General features: G+C 56.8%; 18 protein-coding genes and 1 tRNA gene. 6 read left to right on the forward strand and 13 right to left on the reverse strand.

Translation table 11 applies throughout. From position 1 onward, the window contains the following. Positions 1–163: 163 nt before the first annotated feature. The 3 genes from argA to HFRIS_RS15695 all read left to right on the forward strand — a co-directional run bounded on the left by argA (position 164) and on the right by HFRIS_RS15695 (position 4,811). Positions 164–1,477: an amino-acid N-acetyltransferase gene (gene argA / locus HFRIS_RS15685; protein WP_006464382.1), complete on the forward strand. Its 1,314-nt coding sequence runs from the start codon at positions 164–166 to the stop codon at positions 1,475–1,477. A 95-nt stretch (positions 1,478–1,572) separates the two neighbouring features. Further along, positions 1,573–1,845: an oxidative damage protection protein gene (locus tag HFRIS_RS15690; protein ID WP_006464383.1), complete on the forward strand. Its 273-nt coding sequence runs from the start codon at positions 1,573–1,575 to the stop codon at positions 1,843–1,845. A gap of 170 nt (positions 1,846–2,015) precedes the next feature. After that, positions 2,016–4,811: a M16 family metallopeptidase gene (locus tag HFRIS_RS15695; RefSeq protein ID WP_006464384.1), complete on the forward strand. Its 2,796-nt coding sequence runs from the start codon at positions 2,016–2,018 to the stop codon at positions 4,809–4,811. A gap of 108 nt (positions 4,812–4,919) precedes the next feature. Here the strand turns inward: HFRIS_RS15695 and rpiA are convergent, their stop codons facing one another. The 3 genes from rpiA to HFRIS_RS15710 all read right to left on the reverse strand — a co-directional run bounded on the left by rpiA (position 4,920) and on the right by HFRIS_RS15710 (position 8,457). Continuing rightward, positions 4,920–5,600, reverse strand: coding sequence for a ribose-5-phosphate isomerase RpiA (gene rpiA, locus HFRIS_RS15700; protein WP_006464385.1), 681 nt, complete (start codon positions 5,598–5,600; stop codon positions 4,920–4,922). Positions 5,601–5,681: 81 nt separating this feature from the next. Next, on the reverse strand, positions 5,682–7,445 hold the full coding sequence (locus tag HFRIS_RS15705; RefSeq protein WP_006464386.1) for a cation:proton antiporter: 1,764 nt from the start codon (positions 7,443–7,445) through the stop codon (positions 5,682–5,684). 499 nt (positions 7,446–7,944) lie between these two features. Continuing rightward, positions 7,945–8,457, reverse strand: coding sequence for an Lrp/AsnC family transcriptional regulator (locus HFRIS_RS15710; RefSeq protein WP_006464387.1), 513 nt, complete (start codon positions 8,455–8,457; stop codon positions 7,945–7,947). A 204-nt stretch (positions 8,458–8,661) separates the two neighbouring features. Between HFRIS_RS15710 and HFRIS_RS15715 the strand changes: the two genes are divergently transcribed. Then, positions 8,662–9,804, forward strand: a complete 1,143-nt coding sequence (locus tag HFRIS_RS15715) for a branched-chain amino acid ABC transporter substrate-binding protein (RefSeq protein ID WP_006464388.1) — start codon at positions 8,662–8,664, stop codon at positions 9,802–9,804. A 171-nt stretch (positions 9,805–9,975) separates the two neighbouring features. On the opposite strand, the gene HFRIS_RS15720 is transcribed toward HFRIS_RS15715, so the two are convergent. Then, positions 9,976–10,299, reverse strand: a complete 324-nt coding sequence (locus HFRIS_RS15720) for a hypothetical protein (RefSeq protein ID WP_006464389.1) — start codon at positions 10,297–10,299, stop codon at positions 9,976–9,978. A gap of 320 nt (positions 10,300–10,619) precedes the next feature. Between HFRIS_RS15720 and HFRIS_RS15725 the strand changes: the two genes are divergently transcribed. Both HFRIS_RS15725 and HFRIS_RS15730 read left to right on the forward strand, forming a co-directional pair. After that, on the forward strand, positions 10,620–11,126 hold the full coding sequence (locus tag HFRIS_RS15725) for a hypothetical protein (RefSeq protein ID WP_006464390.1): 507 nt from the start codon (positions 10,620–10,622) through the stop codon (positions 11,124–11,126). A 111-nt stretch (positions 11,127–11,237) separates the two neighbouring features. Continuing rightward, positions 11,238–11,313 (forward strand) — tRNA-Thr (locus HFRIS_RS15730). Between the two features lie 389 nt (positions 11,314–11,702). On the opposite strand, the gene HFRIS_RS24925 is transcribed toward HFRIS_RS15730, so the two are convergent. The 9 genes from HFRIS_RS24925 to HFRIS_RS25315 form a co-directional block, all read right to left on the reverse strand. Then, positions 11,703–12,140: a DUF4259 domain-containing protein gene (locus HFRIS_RS24925; RefSeq protein ID WP_006464391.1), complete on the reverse strand. Its 438-nt coding sequence runs from the start codon at positions 12,138–12,140 to the stop codon at positions 11,703–11,705. A gap of 91 nt (positions 12,141–12,231) precedes the next feature. Further along, positions 12,232–12,522, reverse strand: coding sequence for a hypothetical protein (locus HFRIS_RS25705; protein ID WP_209443023.1), 291 nt, complete (start codon positions 12,520–12,522; stop codon positions 12,232–12,234). Positions 12,523–12,576: 54 nt separating this feature from the next. After that, complete coding sequence (locus HFRIS_RS15740) at positions 12,577–12,921, reverse strand: hypothetical protein (protein ID WP_152486709.1); 345 nt, start codon at positions 12,919–12,921, stop codon at positions 12,577–12,579. 94 nt (positions 12,922–13,015) lie between these two features. Continuing rightward, on the reverse strand, positions 13,016–13,432 hold the full coding sequence (locus tag HFRIS_RS25310) for a hypothetical protein (protein ID WP_006464393.1): 417 nt from the start codon (positions 13,430–13,432) through the stop codon (positions 13,016–13,018). A gap of 307 nt (positions 13,433–13,739) precedes the next feature. Further along, positions 13,740–13,922: a hypothetical protein gene (locus tag HFRIS_RS24930; protein ID WP_081626872.1), complete on the reverse strand. Its 183-nt coding sequence runs from the start codon at positions 13,920–13,922 to the stop codon at positions 13,740–13,742. A gap of 323 nt (positions 13,923–14,245) precedes the next feature. Next, complete coding sequence (locus HFRIS_RS15745; protein ID WP_006464394.1) at positions 14,246–15,310, reverse strand: PDDEXK family nuclease; 1,065 nt, start codon at positions 15,308–15,310, stop codon at positions 14,246–14,248. A 761-nt stretch (positions 15,311–16,071) separates the two neighbouring features. Then, positions 16,072–16,482, reverse strand: a complete 411-nt coding sequence (locus HFRIS_RS15750) for a ribonuclease E inhibitor RraB (protein WP_006464396.1) — start codon at positions 16,480–16,482, stop codon at positions 16,072–16,074. A gap of 836 nt (positions 16,483–17,318) precedes the next feature. After that, positions 17,319–17,540, reverse strand: a complete 222-nt coding sequence (locus HFRIS_RS15760; RefSeq protein ID WP_006464398.1) for a hypothetical protein — start codon at positions 17,538–17,540, stop codon at positions 17,319–17,321. Between the two features lie 28 nt (positions 17,541–17,568). Further along, positions 17,569–18,381: a hypothetical protein gene (locus HFRIS_RS25315; RefSeq protein WP_152486710.1), complete on the reverse strand. Its 813-nt coding sequence runs from the start codon at positions 18,379–18,381 to the stop codon at positions 17,569–17,571. Positions 18,382–18,662 lie beyond the last annotated feature (281 nt).

The following is an 18,662-nucleotide window of genomic DNA, read 5'->3' on the forward strand; positions in this document are numbered from 1 at the left end:
GGCGGCTGCCGGGCCCATGGTGCAAGTTCGGGCAGTCTGGCCAGGCTCCGCCGGTCATGCTGGTCGGGCCATTGGTCCCGCTTTGCAACATCCCCGCAAGAAATCTGGCCGCTGGTGGCGCGCAAGCCTACGCCCAGCGCCGACGCTGGTTATAATGCGCGTCATGGAAAAACAGACCGAATTCGTCAACTGGCTGCGTTCCGTCGCGCCCTATGTCCACGCCTTCCGCGGCAAGACCTTCGTGGTCGCCTTCCCGGGTGAGCTGGTCACGGCCGGCGACCTGCAGGTCCTGGCCCAGGACCTCTCGCTGCTGCACGCCCTGGGCATCCGGGTGGTGGTGGTACACGGCTCGCGCCCACAGGTGGCCGAGCAACTGGCACTGCGCAACGTCGAGGCGCGCTTTCACAATGGCCTGCGCGTCACCGACAGCACCGCCCTGGAATGTGCCAAGGAAGCCGCTGGTGAGCTGCGCCTGGATATCGAGGCCGCCTTCAGCCAGGGCTTGCCCAATACGCCGATGGCGCATTCGGCTATCCGCGTCATCTCCGGCAATTTCGTCACGGCCCGTCCGATGGGCGTCTACGATGGCGTGGACCTGCAACTGACCGGCGTGGTGCGCAAGATTGCCGCCGACGTGATCCAGCCGATCATGAATGCGGGCGGCATCGTCCTGCTCTCGCCGCTGGGATTCTCGCCCACCGGGGAGGCCTTCAACCTGACCATGGAAGACGTGGCGGTCTCGGCGGCCATCGCACTGCGCGCGGAAAAGCTGATCTTCCTGTCGGAAACACCGATGATGAAGGACGCCGCCGGGGCCGAGATCCGCGAACTCTCCTCGCACCAGGCTGAAGCCGTGCTGTCGGCGGGCTTCCTGCCATCGGATGCGGCCTTCTACCTCGCCAGCGTGGTCAAGGCCTGCAATGCGGGCGTCTCGCGTGCCCACATCGTGCCGTTTGCCACCGATGGCTCGGCCCTGCTGGAACTGTTCACCCACGACGGCGTAGGCACCATGGTCACCTACGAAAACCTGGAAAGCCTGCGCCAGGCCACCATCGAGGACGTGGGCGGCATCCTGAAACTGATCGAACCGCTGGAAGCCGATGGCACGCTGGTCAAGCGCGGCCGCGAACTGATCGAGCGCGAAATCCACTACTTCTCGGTGATCGAGCACGACAACGTCATCTTCGGTTGCGCCGCCCTCTATCCCTTCCCGGAGGCACGCATGGGCGAAATGGCCTGCCTGACGGTCAACCCGGAAGTGCAAGGCCAGGGCGATGGCGACCGTATCCTGAAGCACATCGAGACCCGCGCCCGCGAAGCCGGACTGACCAAGCTGTTCGTGCTCACCACGCGCACCTCGCACTGGTTCCTCAAGCGCGGCTTCGTGCTGGCAGGCGTGAACGACCTGCCGCAGGACCGCCAGCAGATCTACAACTGGCAACGCAAATCACAGGTGCTGATCAAGAACCTGTATTGAATTTTTTCGTCAGGACGTGAGCAGGCTCAACCGCTGACCCCCATCGCAGGCCCGCCCGTCCCAGGCATTTCATCTTAACGAACCAAGGAATCGACATGGCACGCATGGTCCACTGCATCAAACTGAACAAGGAAGCCGAAGGCCTGGACTTCCCGCCCTATCCGGGCGAACTGGGCAAGCGCATCTATGAAAGCGTCTCCAAGGAGGCATGGGCCGCCTGGCTGAAGCACCAGACCATGCTGGTCAATGAAAACCGCCTGATGCTGGCCGATGCCCGCGCCCGCAAGTACCTGGCAGCACAGATGGAAAAGCACTTCTTCGGCGAAGGTGCCGATGCGGCTGCCGGTTTCGTACCGCCCAGCGAATAAGCGCGGGGCCGGGCGGCTCGGATGGCTGCCCGCTCGCACAGCGCCGCCCTGGTCCGCCACGGCGGCGATTTTTTTGCCTGCGTGCATCGCATGGGGCCGTATCGCTGAGGCTACAATGCGGCTGGGTCTACCATTCCACCCTCGCATCCGTCTTCCTGCTGGAGTCCATCTTGTCCTTGCGTCATCTGCGCCTTGCCCTCCTCGCCCTCAGCCTGGGCCTGGCCCTCGCGGCCCCGGCTTCCTACGCTGCCACTGCCGCAGCCACCCCGGCCAGCGCCACCACAGCCGCTACCGGTGCGTCCCTGGCGTTGCCGCCTGGTGTGACCGCCGGGCCCAGTGCCGAGGGCATCAGCGAATACCGTTTTGCCAATGGCTTCAAACTGTTGCTGCTGCCGGACGACTCCAAACCCACCGTCACCGTCAACATCACCTACCTGGTCGGCTCGCGTCACGAGAACTATGGCGAGACCGGCATGGCTCACCTGCTGGAACATCTGATGTTCAAGGGATCGCCGCGCTATCCGGCCATTCCGCAGGAGTTCAGCAAGCGCGGCATGAACTTCAACGGCACCACCTGGCTGGACCGCACCAACTACTACGAGACCTTCCAGGCCGGCCAGGACAACCTGCAATGGGCCATCGCCATGGAAGCCGATCGCATGGTCAATTCCAGGATTGCGCGCAAGGACCTCGACAGCGAGATGACGGTGGTGCGCAACGAATTCGAAGCCGGCGAAACCTCCCCCTCGCGGGTGATGTTGAAGCGCATGCAGAGCGTGGCCTACGACTGGCACAGCTATGGCCGCAACACCATCGGCGCGCGCAGCGATATCGAGAATGTCCGCATCGACAACCTGCAGGCCTTCTATCGCACCTACTACCAGCCAGACAATGCGGTGCTGCTGATCGCCGGCAAGTTCGCGCCGGCCGAGGTGCTGCAATGGGTCAACCAGACGTTTGGCCGCCTGCCGCGCCCCAAGCGCAAGCTGCCGGAATTCTGGACCGTGGAGCCGACCCAGGACGGTGAACGCCAGTTCGCCATCCGCCGGCGCGGCGACCTGCAACTGGTGGCGCTGGGCTACAAGATGCCTTCCGCACTGCACCCGGATGCGACCGCCCTCTCCTTCGCCAGCGACATCCTGGCCGACACGCCCAACGGCCGGCTGCACAAGTCGCTGGTGGAGACCGGACTGGCGACGGCGGTCTATTCGATGCAGCTCAGTGGCTTCGCACCGGGGCTGCAGATGATCGTGGCGCAGCTCAAGGCCGGAGCCGACATCGAACCCGTCAAGCAGGCCATGATCGCGGCCGTGGAATCCTTCAGCACCACGCCGCCGACGGCCGAGGAAGTGGCGCGCCTGCATCGCGAGAGCGGGAACAACTTCGAGACCCTGCAGAACAATCCGCAACAGATGGCCGTGGCCATGTCCAATGCGATTGCACGTGGTGACTGGCGGCTGGTATTCATCGACCGCGACCTGGAGCAGCGCCTGGGCAGTGCCGACATCGCTGCGGCTGCCGCCAGGTATTTCCGCCGCGACAATCGCACCGTGGGCCTGTACCTGCCGGAAGATCACCCGCAACGCAGCGAGGTCCCCGCCGCGCCCAGCGTGGAGGCACTGCTGGCCCAATACCAGCCGCGCCCGGCCATCGCCTCCGGGGAAGCCTTCGACCCGGCGCCCGGCAACATCGAACAGCGGACCACCCGCATCGCACCGGAACAGCCGCCGCACGCCTCGCTGAACCTGGCACTGCTGCCCAAGAAGTCGCGTGGGCAGACGGTATCGGTGAGCATGAACCTGGAATTCGGCGATGCCCAGGGTCTGTTCGGCCAGCGTGCCGTGGCCCAGTTGACGGCTGCCATGCTCCTGCGCGGCACGGAGAAACTGGATCGTCGTCAGCTGGCCGATGAATTCACGCGCCTGAAGATCAATGGCAACGTCTATCGCTTCCAGACCACCCGCGACAATCTGGTCCCGGCACTGGCGCTGGCCGGCGAGGTGCTGCGCCATCCGCGCATGGATCCGGCCGAATTCACGCAACTGAAGAATGAAACGCTGGCGGCACTGGAAGCCACCCGCAAGGAGCCGGACGCCCGCGCCGCCGAAGCCCTGCAACTGCACTTCGACCACTACCCCAGCGGCGACTGGCGTGCCGCGCAAACGCTGGAGCAGCGCATTGCTGCCGTGCAGGCCGTCACGCTGGAACAGGTCAAGGCCTTCCACCAGCGCTTCTACGGCGCCTCCCATGGCGAGCTGGCCATCGTCGGTGACTTCGACGTCCAGGCCACCCGGGCCGCCATCGACCAGGCCTTCGCCGGCTGGGCCAGCCCGGCCCCCTATGCACGGGTCTTGCACACCTGGGCCGATATCCCTGCCAAGCGTATCGTCATCGATACTCCCGACAAGGAAAACGGCGTCTATCTGGCGCGCCAGAACATCCGCCTGCGCGATGACGATCCCGATTATCCGGCGCTGGCGGTGGCCAATTACCTGCTGGGTGGCTCCAGCCTGAAGTCGCGCCTGGCCGACCGCATCCGCCAGCAGGACGGACTGTCCTACGGCATCAACAGCGGCCTGCAGGTGGGCGCCATCAGTGATGCGGGCTACTTCAGCGTGCGCGCCATCGCGGCCCCGCAGAACCTGGACAAGGTCGATGCCGCCGTGCGCGAAGAAATCATCCGCCTCATCAAGGATGGCTTCACGGACGAAGAACTGCTGCGCGCCAAGTCCGGCATCCTGCAGCAGCGCAACCAGCAGCGCGCCGGCGATGGCGGCATCGCCACCAGCTGGACGGCGCTGATGAACCTGGACCGCAGCTTCCTGTGGCAGCAGCAGCTGGATTTGAAACTGGCCGACCTGACACTGGCGCAACTCAATGCGGCGGTGCGCAAGTATCTTGATCCGGCGCGCATGACCGTGGTCATTGCGCGAGACGAGGTCAAGGCCAAGGCCGCACAGCCCTGATCCACAGCACTGGGAGCAACGAAAATGGCCGTGTCTCGCGACACGGCCATTTTTTCTTGCGTCTTGCAGGAGCGCAGAAACTGCTGCTCGTCCTTCAGAACGGGTGCCTCAGAACTCCAGCTTCTTGACGCCGTCGGCGGTGCCCAGCAGGCAGACATTGGCACCCTGGCGGGCAAACAGACCATTGGTGACCACGCCGACGATATTGTTGATCTTGTCTTCGATATCGGCCGGATCGGTGATGGCCAGGCCCAGCACGTCGATGATGTAGCAACCGTTGTCGGTCACCAGCGGCTGGCCGTCGCCATTCTTGTTCAGGCGCAGACGCGGCTCACCGCCCAGCGCAGCCAGCTTGCGGGCCACCACGGCGTGCGACATGGGAATCACCTCCACCGGCAGCGGGAATTTGCCCAGCACGTCGACCAGCTTGGAACCATCGGCGATGCAGACAAACTTCTGCGCCACCGAGGCCACGATCTTTTCGCGGGTCAGCGCTGCACCACCGCCCTTGATCATGGCGCCACCGGCGTTGATCTCATCGGCGCCGTCGATATACACGGGCATGGTCTCGACCTCGTTGAGATCGAACACCGTGATGCCGTGCGACCGCAGGCGCTCGGCCGTCGCCTCGGAGGACGCTACCGCGCCCTTGATGCGATGCTTGATCTTGCCCAGTTCATCGATGAAGAAATTGGCGGTGGAGCCGGTACCCACACCGATGATTTCGCCATCGACCACGTAGTCGATGGCGGCCTTGGCCACAGCCAGCTTGAGTTCGTCTTGAGTCATTTTCTTAGTCCAACGTAAATAAAACCCTGGGATCCGGTCTTCCGGAAGCCCTAAATTCCTATACAGCGGGATGATTGCCGCTCAGTGCACATCATCCGGCTTCTCGTCCAGCGTCTCGAACAGCGCGATCTGCAACCGCGAATGCAGCTTGACCAGCTTGCTCCAGAGCAACCACAGCAGCCCGGCGACGGCTGCCAGCACGAAGGCCAGCAGGTTCAGCGGCGGCAGGATGCTGGCGCTCAACACGAAGATCAGCAGCATGATGCCGACGATGGACATGATGGGCAAGACTTCCGACACCACCTTGCGCACGCCGGAAGTATACGCGCCCGCGAACTCGGGCTTGACGCTGACCTCGGCCAGCAACATCGACAGGGCCTGCAGCTTGCGATAGGTGGCGATCAGGAATGGCAGGGAAAGCACCAGCGCACCACCCCAGATGATGGCTTTCTGCACGTCGGAATCCGGCGTCCAGGCCGACAGCTGGCGCGAGAGGCCATCGACGAAGAAGGCACCGCCGATGAAGATGGCGATCACCAGCGCCAGGTTCACCATCACCTGCATCAGGATGCGGCGGATGATGCGCGTGAGTTCGGCGCGGTCGCCGGTCGGTTGCAGGCTTTCCAGCCAGTTGGAGTACATGCCCATCAGCCCGGATACGCGTGCCGGCACCAGCGTGACCGCCTTGGCCGAGAGCGGGTCGGCGGCCTTGATCAGGTAGGGCGTGAGCAATGCGGTCACCGCCGACACCGCCACCACGATGGGATAGAGGAAGTCGCTGGTGACCTTCAGGCTCTGGCCCAGTGCGGCGATGATGAAGGAGAACTCGCCGATCTGCGCCAGGCCCATGCCCACGCGCATCGGCGTGCGCCCGCCCTGCCCGGCCACGAAGGTCCCCAGGCCGCAGCTGATGAGCTTGCCGAAGACCACGGCCAGGGTGATGACAGTGATCGGCATCCAGTGCTTGACCAGCACGTTGGGATCGAACAGCAGGCCGATGGCCACGAAGAAGATGGCGGAGAACATGTCGCGAATCGGCTCGACCAGGCGTTCGATGCGATGCAGATGGCGCGACTCGGCCATCACTGCCCCCACCAGGAAGGCCCCCAGCGCCACACTGTATTGCAGCTTCATCACCAGCAGGCAGAAGCCGAAGAGGATGCCCAGCACCGCCACCAGCAGCATCTCCTGGCTCTTGAAGCGGGCGATGAAGCTCAGCAGGCGCGGCACCGCGAGGATGCCCACCACCAGCGAAACGGTCATGAACAGCACCAGCTTGCCCACGGTGGTGAAGACTTCGGTGGAATCGACCGAACCGCTGGTGGCCACCCCGGAGAGCAAGGCGATCATGCCGATGGCCAGGATGTCTTCCACGATCAGGATGCCGAAGATGATCTGGGCGAACTTCTCGTTCTTCATGCCCAGCTCGTTCAGGGCCTTGACGATGATGGTGGTGGAGGACACGGCCAGCATCGCGCCCAGGAAGATGGCGTCCATCCGCTTCCAGCCGAAATACAGGCCGATCTCGTAGCCGATCCAGATCATCAGCAGGATTTCTGCAGCGGCGGCAATGAAGGCGGTGGCCCCGACCTTGGCCAGTTTTTTGAGACTGAACTCCAGCCCCAGCGAGAACAGCAGGAAGATCACGCCCAGCTCCGAGAGGATGTGCACGGTCTTCTCATCCTGGATCAGGTCGTACGGCGGGGTATGCGGGCCGATGATCACGCCCGCGACGATATAGCCCAGCACCACCGGCTGTTTCAACTTGTTGAAGACAACGGTGACGATGCCGGCGATCAGCATGATGATCGCCATGTCCTGGATGAATAACTCGACTTCGTGCATCGTGCGGGTTTTCCTTTCTGTTCTGTGTGACGGAAGTGGTGGCTTGAGCCCAATCCGGCGGCAAGTCAGGCTGCCAATCTGCTGCGGCCGGCAACAAAGACGGCAGGTCAGGCAATGCGGCGCCCTGCAGGCTCAAGCCGCAGACGGTGGATGATAGGGGTTGCTGGGTATTGCCGAGTGGCCGGCCTGGCGCGCGCCGACGCTGGATGCTGATCTGTGTCCGCTCTTGCTGCCTGTGACCGCGATGCCACCTTGGCGAGGATGCAGCGGCGGGCGGCCATCTTCAACGCACACCACTGGATATCCCGAAAATAACACAACTGACAACCGCGACGCAATGCAAACTACGTGCCAGCCCGATGGAAAGACCCGCCCTACGGGACAAAGAAGGTGAATGGCGAAACTAAGTAAACTTAGTAAATGCGAGGCCAGGATGCTATGAAGACGGCTCGCCGGGCCTAACGAAACGCCGGTACACCCATGATGCCGCCAGGCCAGATCAGCCTGGCACGCGCACCTGCACCTCGGCCGCCTTCTCATCGAAGCTGATGCGAGTGGTGAATTTGGCGCGCTTCATCGGGAAGCGCGACTGGAAGTGGCGCACATTGCCGGAACCGGAGATCACACGTCTGACGAACTGATAGTAGGCATCCATGTCGATCACATGCACCGCCAGGAAGTAATCATATTCGCCAGAGACGAAGTAGCACTGCATGACCTCGGCCTCCTTGGCCATGCGCTGCTCGAAGTCCTGCATGTGCTGGTCCGACTGGTTGTTCAGCGAGATTTCGAGGAAGGCCAGCATGCCGTAGCCGAGCGCAAAGGGATCGACCATCGCCACTTCGGCGCTGATGATGCCGGCCTCGCGCAGGTCACGGATGCGGCGCAGGCAGGTGGGTTGCGAGATGTGCAGTTTTTCCGCCAGTACGCGCGTGGAAATCTGGTTGTCCTTCTGCAGCATGTTGAGCAGTTTGCGATCCACCTTATCGAGCGTATGAAGTTTGGCAGGCATGGGACAAATATGAGGATGATTTACAGGTAGGCCGCTCAAAAAAAACTTGGCTTAGCCGATTCTTATGTTGTACCGTCTGCATTATTCAGAAAGTCGGGGACGAAAGCAAAGCGGGACGCCAGGTCACCGCAACAGGGATCTGAATAAAGCTGTGTAGTGAGACAAAACATTAAAAGTGGTCAATCCAATCTACAGAGGAAATCTATGAAACTCAAGAGCGCCATTATTCCATTAACTGCTGCTATCGGTCTGGCATTCGCAGGCGCCGCGCATGCCCAGGAAGTGGTCAAGATCGCTCACGTCGGCCCGCTGTCCGGTCCTAACGCCCACATGGGCAAGGATAACGAGAACGGCGCCCGCATGGCAGTCGAAGAATTGAACGCCAAGGGCTTCACCATCGGCGGCAAGAAGGTCAAGTTCGAACTGGTCGGCGAAGACGACGCGTCGGACCCCAAGCAAGCGACTGCAGTGGCCACCAAGCTGGTCGACCAGAAGGTCGCCGCGGTGATCGGCCACCTCAATTCCGGCACCACCATCCCGGCATCCAAGATCTACAGCGACGCAGGCATTCCGCAGGTCTCGCCGTCGGCCACCAACCCCAAGTACACGCAGCAAGGCTTCAAGACCACCTTCCGCGTGGTGGCCAATGATGCGCAACTGGGCGCAGCCCTGGGCAAGTATGCGGTGCAGAAGCTGGGTACCAAGCATATCGCCGTGATCGACGACCGTACCGCCTACGGTCAGGGCGTGGCTGAAGAATTTGCCAAGGGCGCCAAGGCTGCCGGTGGCACTATCGTCGGCACCCAGTTCACCAACGACAAGGCGACCGACTTCAACGCCATCCTGACCTCGCTCAAGGGCAAGAAGCCGGACGTGGTCTTCTTCGGCGGCATGGATGCGGTGGGCGGCCCGATGCTGCGCCAGATGAAGCAGCTGGGTATCAACGCCAAGTTCATGGGTGGCGACGGTATCTGTACCGGCTCCCTGCCCAGCCTGGCCGGTGATGGCCTGGGCGAAGACCAGGTGGTCTGCGCCGAAGCAGGTGGCGTGGATGATTCCGGCAAGAAGGGCATGGACGATTTCCGCGCGGCCTACAAGAAGAAGTTCGGCATCGACGTCGTCTATAACGCCGCCTATGCCTACGACGCCACCATGACCGTGGCTGACGCCATGGCCAAGGCCGGCTCCGCCGATCCCAAGAAGTACCTGCCCGAACTGGCCAAGATCAGCCACAAGGGCGTGACCGGTGTCATCGCGTTCGACGCCAAGGGTGACATCAAGGACGGCTCCCTGACCCTGTACACCTACAAGGGTGGTCAACGTACCCTGCTGGCAGTGACCAAGTAAGCCAGATCGCTGCACCGCCCTGCCGCCTGAAGCGCTGATACGGCTGCAGACGGCAGGGCAAAACAGCAGCACGCAATAAGCAACGCCCCCGAAGTACATCGGGGGCGTTGTCCTTCCTGCCGGCGCAAACGCGAACGGCACGTGAGCCGTGGGCGGAAATCGGGTACCGCGCTAGGCCAGTGCCTTTTCCAGCTGCGCCTTGTTCATTCCCGAACGTCCCTTGATGTTGCGCGCCGCCGCCTCGGCATAAAGCTGCTTGAAAGTGCGACCACCACTCCCCTTGTGCGACCGCAGACCGCCCCGGCGCGAGGCGGGCATATCGTGCAGCGAGCTAGCACTGGCAGAACGGGATTCCCCGTGCTGTGCGCGCTCCTTGTTGACCGTGCGGGCGGCGATTTCCTCTGCACGGTTGGTATTCGCGCCCCGCTTGAGGACGCCGGACTTGATGTGTTCATACTGACGTTCCCGCTTATTGCTCCATGCTGACTGGGGCATGATGACCTCCTTGAAGCTGGCCCGCGAGTAAAGTACCTCGCCGGCGAGTTGAACATGACCGAAGCTGACAACGTCAGGATAGAACCCCGGCTCCCGCACCAGCCATGCCACAACGACTGAACTCGCTGTAAGACATCTGGAAGCTAGCCTTCGGTGCGGGCAAATGGTGCCGCAAGGAAACAATTTGCCTTGCCGATATCGCAGCACCGCTTGCATTGCGAGAGTCATGCCCCCTCTTCTGAGACCGTTCACAGGCAGACAACCTTTCCGCACCTGATCAGTCCAATCGCTCTCAATGACAAGATGAAGGGGAAGAAGCGATGAAACGGATCACGGCAGTATTTGGCGTTGTACACGGCACGATTGCCGTGCTTTTTGCGCTGGGCGCGCTGGCGCTCATCATCATTGCCGCCCGCATGGGCTACGAGGCGGTGGTCGAGGGGATGGGCTTGTCGCAAGCCCAGGCACTGATCGAGGCCATCGGTATCCTGGCGGCCGCGGTCGTCGCCTTCCAGATCGCCGAGACCATCACCGAGGAAGAAGTCGTCCGTGATGCCAACATCAGCGCCCCTACGCGCGTAAGGCGCTTCCTGTCGCGGTTTTTCGTGGTGGTGATCGTCGCCCTGGCCATCGAAGGCCTGGTCATGACCTTCCGCGCGGTACACGAAGAAGCCGCCGACCTGGTCTACGCCGCAGCCCTGTTGGCAGGCACGGGCGTACTGCTGGCGGCATGGGGATATTTCATTTATTGCAACCGTTCCGCCGAAGAACTGGAGCCGGATGCCATGAAAGAGGCCAAGGAAGAGGATCGGAAGATCGATGGTTGATCCTTGACTCCCCGCCCGAAATGGACGGTCCTGCCCCTTGGGGCGAAGGGGCGGGAATTTTCCGTGGGGAGTGGAATTGGCGGAAAGAAACCGCTATAATCGCGGACTTTTGCTGATGTAGCTCAGTTGGTAGAGCAACTGATTCGTAATCAGTAGGTCGACGGTTCGATTCCGCCCATCAGCACCAGCACACAAGGGTTTCCGGCTTAGGCCGGAAACCTGATTGGGTAATAAGCGCCTCCTTGGGTAATAGAAGTGCCCTCGGCGGAGTTTATAGCCACAAAAAAGCCCGCGATTGCGGGCTTTTTTATTGGCATGGATATCGGCTTCTGGCCGAGGCTGTGTAAAAACATAAAACATAAGAAAAATCATGGGTAGGGAGACCCTTCCCGATGCCAAGAAAATCGAATACGGCGCGATCTGAGCGCCCGATTTTTAAGATCACTAAAAATTTCTACGTTTTTACACAGCCTCGGCCGATACCGGACTTTTCGCTTCGAGCCCCTTCAGTTTCGCGTCTAAGGCGCATTGCCCCATCACGGCTTCGGCTTATCACTTCCTAAATGACGATCCGTATCATGGCCTGTAATTACTATTGTTAGCACCACCTGAGACTCTCCGCTGAAGTTCTGCGACGCTAGCTAGCCAAGCTTCGACATCATCGGACTCTGCCCAAAGCTCTTTAAGCTCCGAAGGACCTGATCCGATTCGTTCCAAAGCCAGATTTGCCTTGGCTAGAAGAGATGTTGGTGGTTGAACCTCGACTCTTTTGATCCATGCGTTGACGGCTTCTGGTCCAGCATCTCCAGTTCCGTAATTTCCTAAGAGCCGTGCCAGGACTTCCGCCGCTGCAATAGCTTCACAAGCCTCAGTAACCTCAAGATAGCTACCTTCGAAGCTAAGCACTACGTCGAAGACGGCATCGAGCATACCAAGATCGTTGCTTTCTTTGAGCTGCGCAATCCAATCGCATGCGTCATCATTTCCAAATGGCTCATAAGACCAGGCACCCATTGAACAACTCCTTTAAGTACATGTAAAAATAGCAAGCGGCATGCTTTAGTTGAGGGAAGCGTCGGCTTCTGGCCGATTGTAGACTTTTGCCCTAGCGTAGAGATCTTACGTTCAGATTGTAGATCGCCAAAATCGCCTTTCTGCCTTTGTCCTTATCTCTTGCCTCGAACGCGGCAAGGGCTATTTTCAAGTTTTGGTCTATGAACTCGATTTTGTCTGCGTCCTTCTTCAGCCTTGGCATTATTGCTGACCACAGACTTCTTAGATCATCCATATGAGCTTCATAGGTCCAAGAGCTCCAGCTTGGATAATCATCAGGCGGATAGTCTGTCGCTGTTGCCAGAGAACCGGCAAAATCCAGCAAATCTTCTTTCAAGCTCATTTGTTGTCCTAAGGTTGGGCTTTTCCTCTTCTGGCCGATTGCGGCCATTCTTACTCACGAAAACTCAGCGGAGATATTGCGTACGCCCTGGATGTGATCGACCAGAAAGATCGTAATCCAAAGACATAACACCGTAGTCCAAATAAATACAGCGATATTTTTCTCGTCTGAGCGACGCACGATCCGATGCAACTCCACCATATTGATAGCCGCGAAAAACAGCAGGATCGGAACGAGAATAAAGATGTAGTAAAAGGCATCCCCTGGGCCACCGGGGGTATTTTCTTCTCCCTTGACAGGCCAGAGCCGTGAGGCAAGAAGTAAATAAAGACCCATTCCAGTTACGTTGGCAACAGCCCAGGCGGTCAGTCGTGATGGCGATTTTAGTAAGCTCAACATAGGGAGAATTTCTCTCGATTAGTCCAAGTGGGCTATTTTCGGTCGTGTTTAATGTTCAAGTTAATAGTTCCGCTTCTGGCCGGAAACGGACCGGCTACTCCAATTGCGTGATAGTTTTCGTAAAAGGCGGCAGTCCAAGCAAGCGGGCATACCGCGAGAAACTCTCTTCCGACATCGGCCCTGTAACGCTCGTGCTTGGATCGGCGTAGTGACTATCTTTTGCCATTTCCAAGAAAAAATACTGCACCACTTTTCTATCACTGTCAGGATGCCGTTTTGCAACGATGTAGCGATCATCCCAACCAACCGCGAATACAGTTTTCTGAATTCTCCCGACACAATTTCCTTCAGGCAGTTCGTAACAAAGGTACATATCCTGCTGAGTGTCGATATGAGTCAAAAGATAGGGGCCGACAATACGCTCATCTGACGGGCCGCATCCAGCTAGCGTAAAAATGATGGCGAGCACAACGACGTGATTCATGGATGCAATTATTTTGTCAGTAGTCATGAATCGATTTTTTTACAAGTCCGCTCCTGGCCGATTGCGGACATCGGCAACTGTAGCAAACATTCGCATCCGGCAACGGAAATTCCGCTCCGCAATTCTTTAATGAGCGAGGCCCAATAAGGCCTTGCGAGGCGCTATTCTTTTTAATTGCGGAGCAAAAATTTGTCTAAGTATTTGATTGAATTAAATTCTGCGCCGGACTTGTAATCAGGCGTTCCAGACGGCGAAATGCCCGAGACCTGAGGGTGTTTATCTTGCGCTATGGATGTCCGCTTCTGGCCGATTTCGCCCGGTCAACAGCATGCGCTCAAACGTCAGGGATTTCTCTGATTGCACGCTTAATATCGTGCTCGGCATCATCAAGTTCGCTGAGCGCTTTGCGAATTTGGATCTCAGCATCCGGGTTAGCATAGTTACGTGCTCTCCTTAATGCAGTCGCAGCATCATCAATTGCACTAAGAGCCTTCTTGAGTTTCGTTTTCGCTGACATTGGATTCCTTCTTTAATCGAACTCTCATTTTTCATCCCCCTGACCTGCGTCGGTAATTTGTAGCCAGTCAGGCAGTGAGTCGGTTGTCGATCATATTCGATTCCAGCCAGGCTCGACGGACCGTAGCTGGAGGTTGGTATTGCAGACTGCATCAGGATCGGTTGGACTAGTAGGGCGGGAAGTTATGCTAGCTTTACACGCTGTTTCTGAATAACAAATCCCGCCCGCGATTTGAATAGACTAACGCCCGCACAAAGGCGGCGTTAGTCTTGGTATTAGAAGTTCGCTTCTGGCCGGGAGCAGCCGTTCAATGCGCCTCGGTTCTACAAGGATTCGTCATCCTCCTGAAGGCTGTAAGTTACATCGAGACCTTCAGGTAAAAGCTTGATAACGTTTTGTACCGCCAGCTCCGTCCTAGCCCCCCAATCCCGGCGCATGAGGTAAGTCATGCCGTCGTGCTCTATTAGTCGCTTTTGATCTTTGAAATAGAGACGTTCGAGATTTAAACCGGCAGCCATAGCCCGTGGTCCTTCCTCTCGGAGAAATTCATCTATTGAAAGCGATCCTTTCGCAGACACGAGGAGGTGCGACTTCCAAGGTATTGCTTCCTGAATCCGCTGAACTCCAACATTCGATTCGAGGGCGATCTTCACAACGTTAAAGATTAAGTCTCGTTTACTCAAGGAGTCGAAGTCTTTATCCGATGTGTGAAGAGAGTACTTTGCGAGATTGCGTGCAACCCGCTCGCTTTCGGCTATTCTTTCAACGGCCAACTTGTTTCTGACAGCAATTTGATACTCCTCGGCTTCAGGTAGCGGTATAAAGCGATCTACGTCGAGGAATACCTTGCCGTCGTTGCTGTATGGCGTCAGACGGGCACACGAAATGTTGAGCCCCCTGTCATTGAGCCAAAGGACAGTCGATGTGATCTCCTTATGGAACCTTGTCGCAGCCAAAACTATGCGCACGGATTCGCCGAATTTCGCCTCGTTTTCAAGAAAGTCCGTAATTTTCTGTTCGGCCCCGTCTTCAGGCATCCCGCGAGAGGTCAGATACGTCTGGTACGTTTCAATAGCCTGCCCAAGCGTCATTGTTGACACCATCGCAGCGTAGCGCAGCGCTTGCAGTTCCATGTGGCCTGCATCGTCCCGCTTTAGCTCAATAACCACCAGATCGCCGGTCTTGTGAACCCCGAGCAGATCAATCCGCCGGTTACCTTCAGACCAGCTACTGAACTCTTCAGAAATAACCAACGTGTCCGGTGAGATGACGTCGATGCATTCGCGTAAAAGGCGCTGGATGTCGCCCCGCTCACGCAAACCGAGATCAGAAAACGTGACTTCCTGTAAAGGCCGAATCTCGTCACTGCGCATTTCATAAACAGGCATAGATTATCGAGTCAATGTTCGATTGAAATCCTATTGTCGACCATATTCACAACACCGTCGAACGGTCGGTGTTGGCCGATTGCGAACGATGTTGTGTTTTTGGCAAGCGAGGATCATCGGATACCCAAAGACTGGGCACAAATGGAATGCCAGACTACGGCGTCTAGCGGCATCACCCTTGACCAGTCGATCTTTCCTGCCAGAGCAGGATGTGGCGCAAAACCGAAAAATTGAAGGGGAGATCGTTCTAGCCCTTTTTGCTTAAGCAATGCCACCCCTTCGCTTAAGAGATGATATTCCTGCCATTTTCCCGAATTCATCAGCTCGGTAAATTGCTGGATAGTATCCGCTATCTGGCTGGCTCCACCCTCCAAAACATCCAGCTTGAAGACCGCTCCTGATCTGTTCTGATAGAAAAGGTCTCCGAAAAACCGATGCGCCAATAGGCACAACCTCCTCTTTGATCACGCCTGGCCATTCCGAAAAAAGAGCCTCGAAATCTAACAAAGATGCCTCGACAAATAAGTCGTTCCAAGAAAGATTTTTCATTTTTATACTTGAGTGCGTTGCGTTGTCGGTCTACGTATCGTCCGTTATTGGCCGATTGCGGACATCGGGAACTGTAGCAAACCTGTAAGCAAGAGATCGCCAGTTCTATTCCACTCATCTGCGCCAGTACCGAAGCGGCTTGCAGTGATGCAGGCCATTTTTCTCCACAAAACAGTATTTTGCGGAGCAGCTGGATTTCAATAAGTGCTTGCTTAGCTTTTTTTCGGGGCGCCGACATCAAAACCATCGTAACTTCTGATGCACCTTTGCTTTGCCAAAGCGGAAAAATCAGTATTTCTCTGATTTAGAGACTCCGGAGTGTGTACTTCACTCTTTTCAACATGCAAAGTGAAACTCTTCCCGTTGAAAAAGAGCTCGACCATGTTGTAGCCGTTGGTACCAAGGTAGTTTGAAAGTTCAGATAACTTTGACTGACTAGGATCGACGAAAAAGTAACCCCATACCAAGGGAGCTGACATATCCCATTTTGCCTGGTTCTTTATTTGGCCAAACATCCCTTGGATTTTTTCAAGGGAGATATTGTTGTTTCGTGTCTCACATTCCTCCGCCAGCGCCGATGTCAGTGAGAGTGCCATGAGTATTGTGATAACAATATTTTTCATAAAAGAATTCTTGATTAATCGATGCTTCCTCTGGGGGACATACGCTTACTTCTCTTTTAGACGTCGGCTCCTGGCCGTTTGCGGACGTCGCCCCAAAGCAGACGCTAAGCCGTTTGAAAATGCATCCGGACCAGGTCAATTTCTCCAGCAGCAAGTTGCTCCCACAATAGAAAAGCCTTTTCTTGTGAAAGCGACTTATTCACTCTAGTCGGGCATAACTCTTTTTGAAAATCCGCATCGGCCCACTCGGACCAGCGTGCAGTTCCCGAACGAGTAATTTCAAGAACGTACACTGGCCTGGCCCGTCGTCATAGCCATATCGTAGCGACGCGTCACCGTGCTCATCGTAGTCATCTTCAGTCATGTCCGGCAGGTTTTCCTCATATAGCTCTTTCACTGCGACCATAATTTCATCGCGTGTCGGCGCTACTGATGAATCGCCATACCTGTATTCCAGATAGCACCATGCATTGCCCATAAAGTCCTTCCACTTTTACACTGACAACAAAATCATTTCACAGCAACTTGGTGGCCGCTTCAGGCCGATTGCGGACAATAAACTTCGTCCGATCAGCCTCATTCCTCATCTCTTGTGCAAGGATAGTAATCGAGGCAAATTCCCAACTTGCTTCGGCAAGGCGTCCCATCAGCCAGTGGTGTCGCGAAAGAATTTATTTCTCTCTTACCAAAGTGGCCATGACAGTGTTGATGCTTCTCGCCTGGTTCTTTGCATCGACCGTTGCTGCAGATTGATCGTTGCCCAAACTTTGCTTGATCGATAGTCCAAACATACCCAGCCCCTTCTTTCGAACCAAGGTCAGTCACCCATGCGTTCATCAGTACCGCTTTTCCATCCGCCCCGTCTTGACATCCGCAATCAAAAAGTAGGGGCTCAGTTTGCCAAGGGTATTGATGGCGACAAAAACCATACCAGCATAACTGTCGCCATTGCTGTTGAAGCCAAAAATGCACCCAACATCCTTCACGGTGGCACCTGAAAGCTGCTGCAGCCCATCCAGCGCTGCCGACAGCTCCTGCTGTGCACCAGGAACTGACAAGCTATTTGATCAACACTTCGCTACCCGTCTAATTTTTAGCCATAGGTGCGCAATCTATTCGGGCGATTAAATTGGGAGTCAGTGTGGTCGTCGAGTCATAGAGCTTAGCCTTCACAACCGCAAGTGCTTCGATGACACGTTGAATATTTCCTTCCGACAGATCCACAGTAAATGGCATGGCCATCGAGACCTCATTGGAATCGATGCCAATTAATTCGGTGCTTATCTCCCCTACAACTTGGCCCGCCTTTGCGCTAATGGCCAGCGCCAGCAAACTGCCATTTGCCGCACCATCCGTTTTGGTGAGATTAATAATTATCCGCATACCGGCCCCGACACGCCCCCAGCCGTACTCCTTGCCGTCAATCGATACAATCGGCTCGGCTCTCCACTTCATAAAGTCAATGACATAGTTCTTTTTTGACTGTGCACCAGCGAACAATCCACCAAATCCCTCCCCAGATACATCCAGCGATTCTTGAGAGACATTTGCGGAGATATTCGTGAGCAAGCGATTCATTTCACGTGGTGTGGTTGGCCATGATTCTGGCCTTGCTTCGAATTTTTTGTTGACTTTATTAAACTCCAAAACGGTATAGCTTGATGTCCAAAGCGCTGGAAGTGGCGTGTAGATAAGCTTTTTACTCCGGCATGACAGTATCGATTCTCTTCCATCGTCTGTCGGAAGCACGGCGGTCGTCAGATTGGTGGGTTTTCGCTGTTGACCTGCCTCTAACGACGTAGAGGTCCCCACTACACTCTCAAGAGATGCGGAGGTCCCCCCCACTGCCCCGCAACCGGACAACAAAATTACGGTCGCCAAACTTAGTTCTTTTTTCATTTTTATTCCCCTTGTCGAATGATGATAAATACAAAAACATCTAAACAACAGCTACTCCCCCAGCGAGCCCAAGATTCCCAAATTTCACGTCGTGCAAGGAATTTGAACTACAGGACACGACAGACTGAGTTCCCTCTCAACTCGGTTATCGCTCTGTCAAAATTTAGCATGAGTTCCTTTTCAAGCGGGTAGTTTGAAGTTAATTATCTTTCAATGATCTGCAAATTGTTCGTGGGGCATTTCAGTTAAGTAATATCAAACAACATACCCCTAAAAATTGG

Source organism: Herbaspirillum frisingense GSF30 (assembly GCF_000300975.2).
In the GTDB taxonomy this organism is placed as follows: Bacteria; Pseudomonadota; Gammaproteobacteria; order Burkholderiales; family Burkholderiaceae_D; genus Herbaspirillum; species Herbaspirillum frisingense.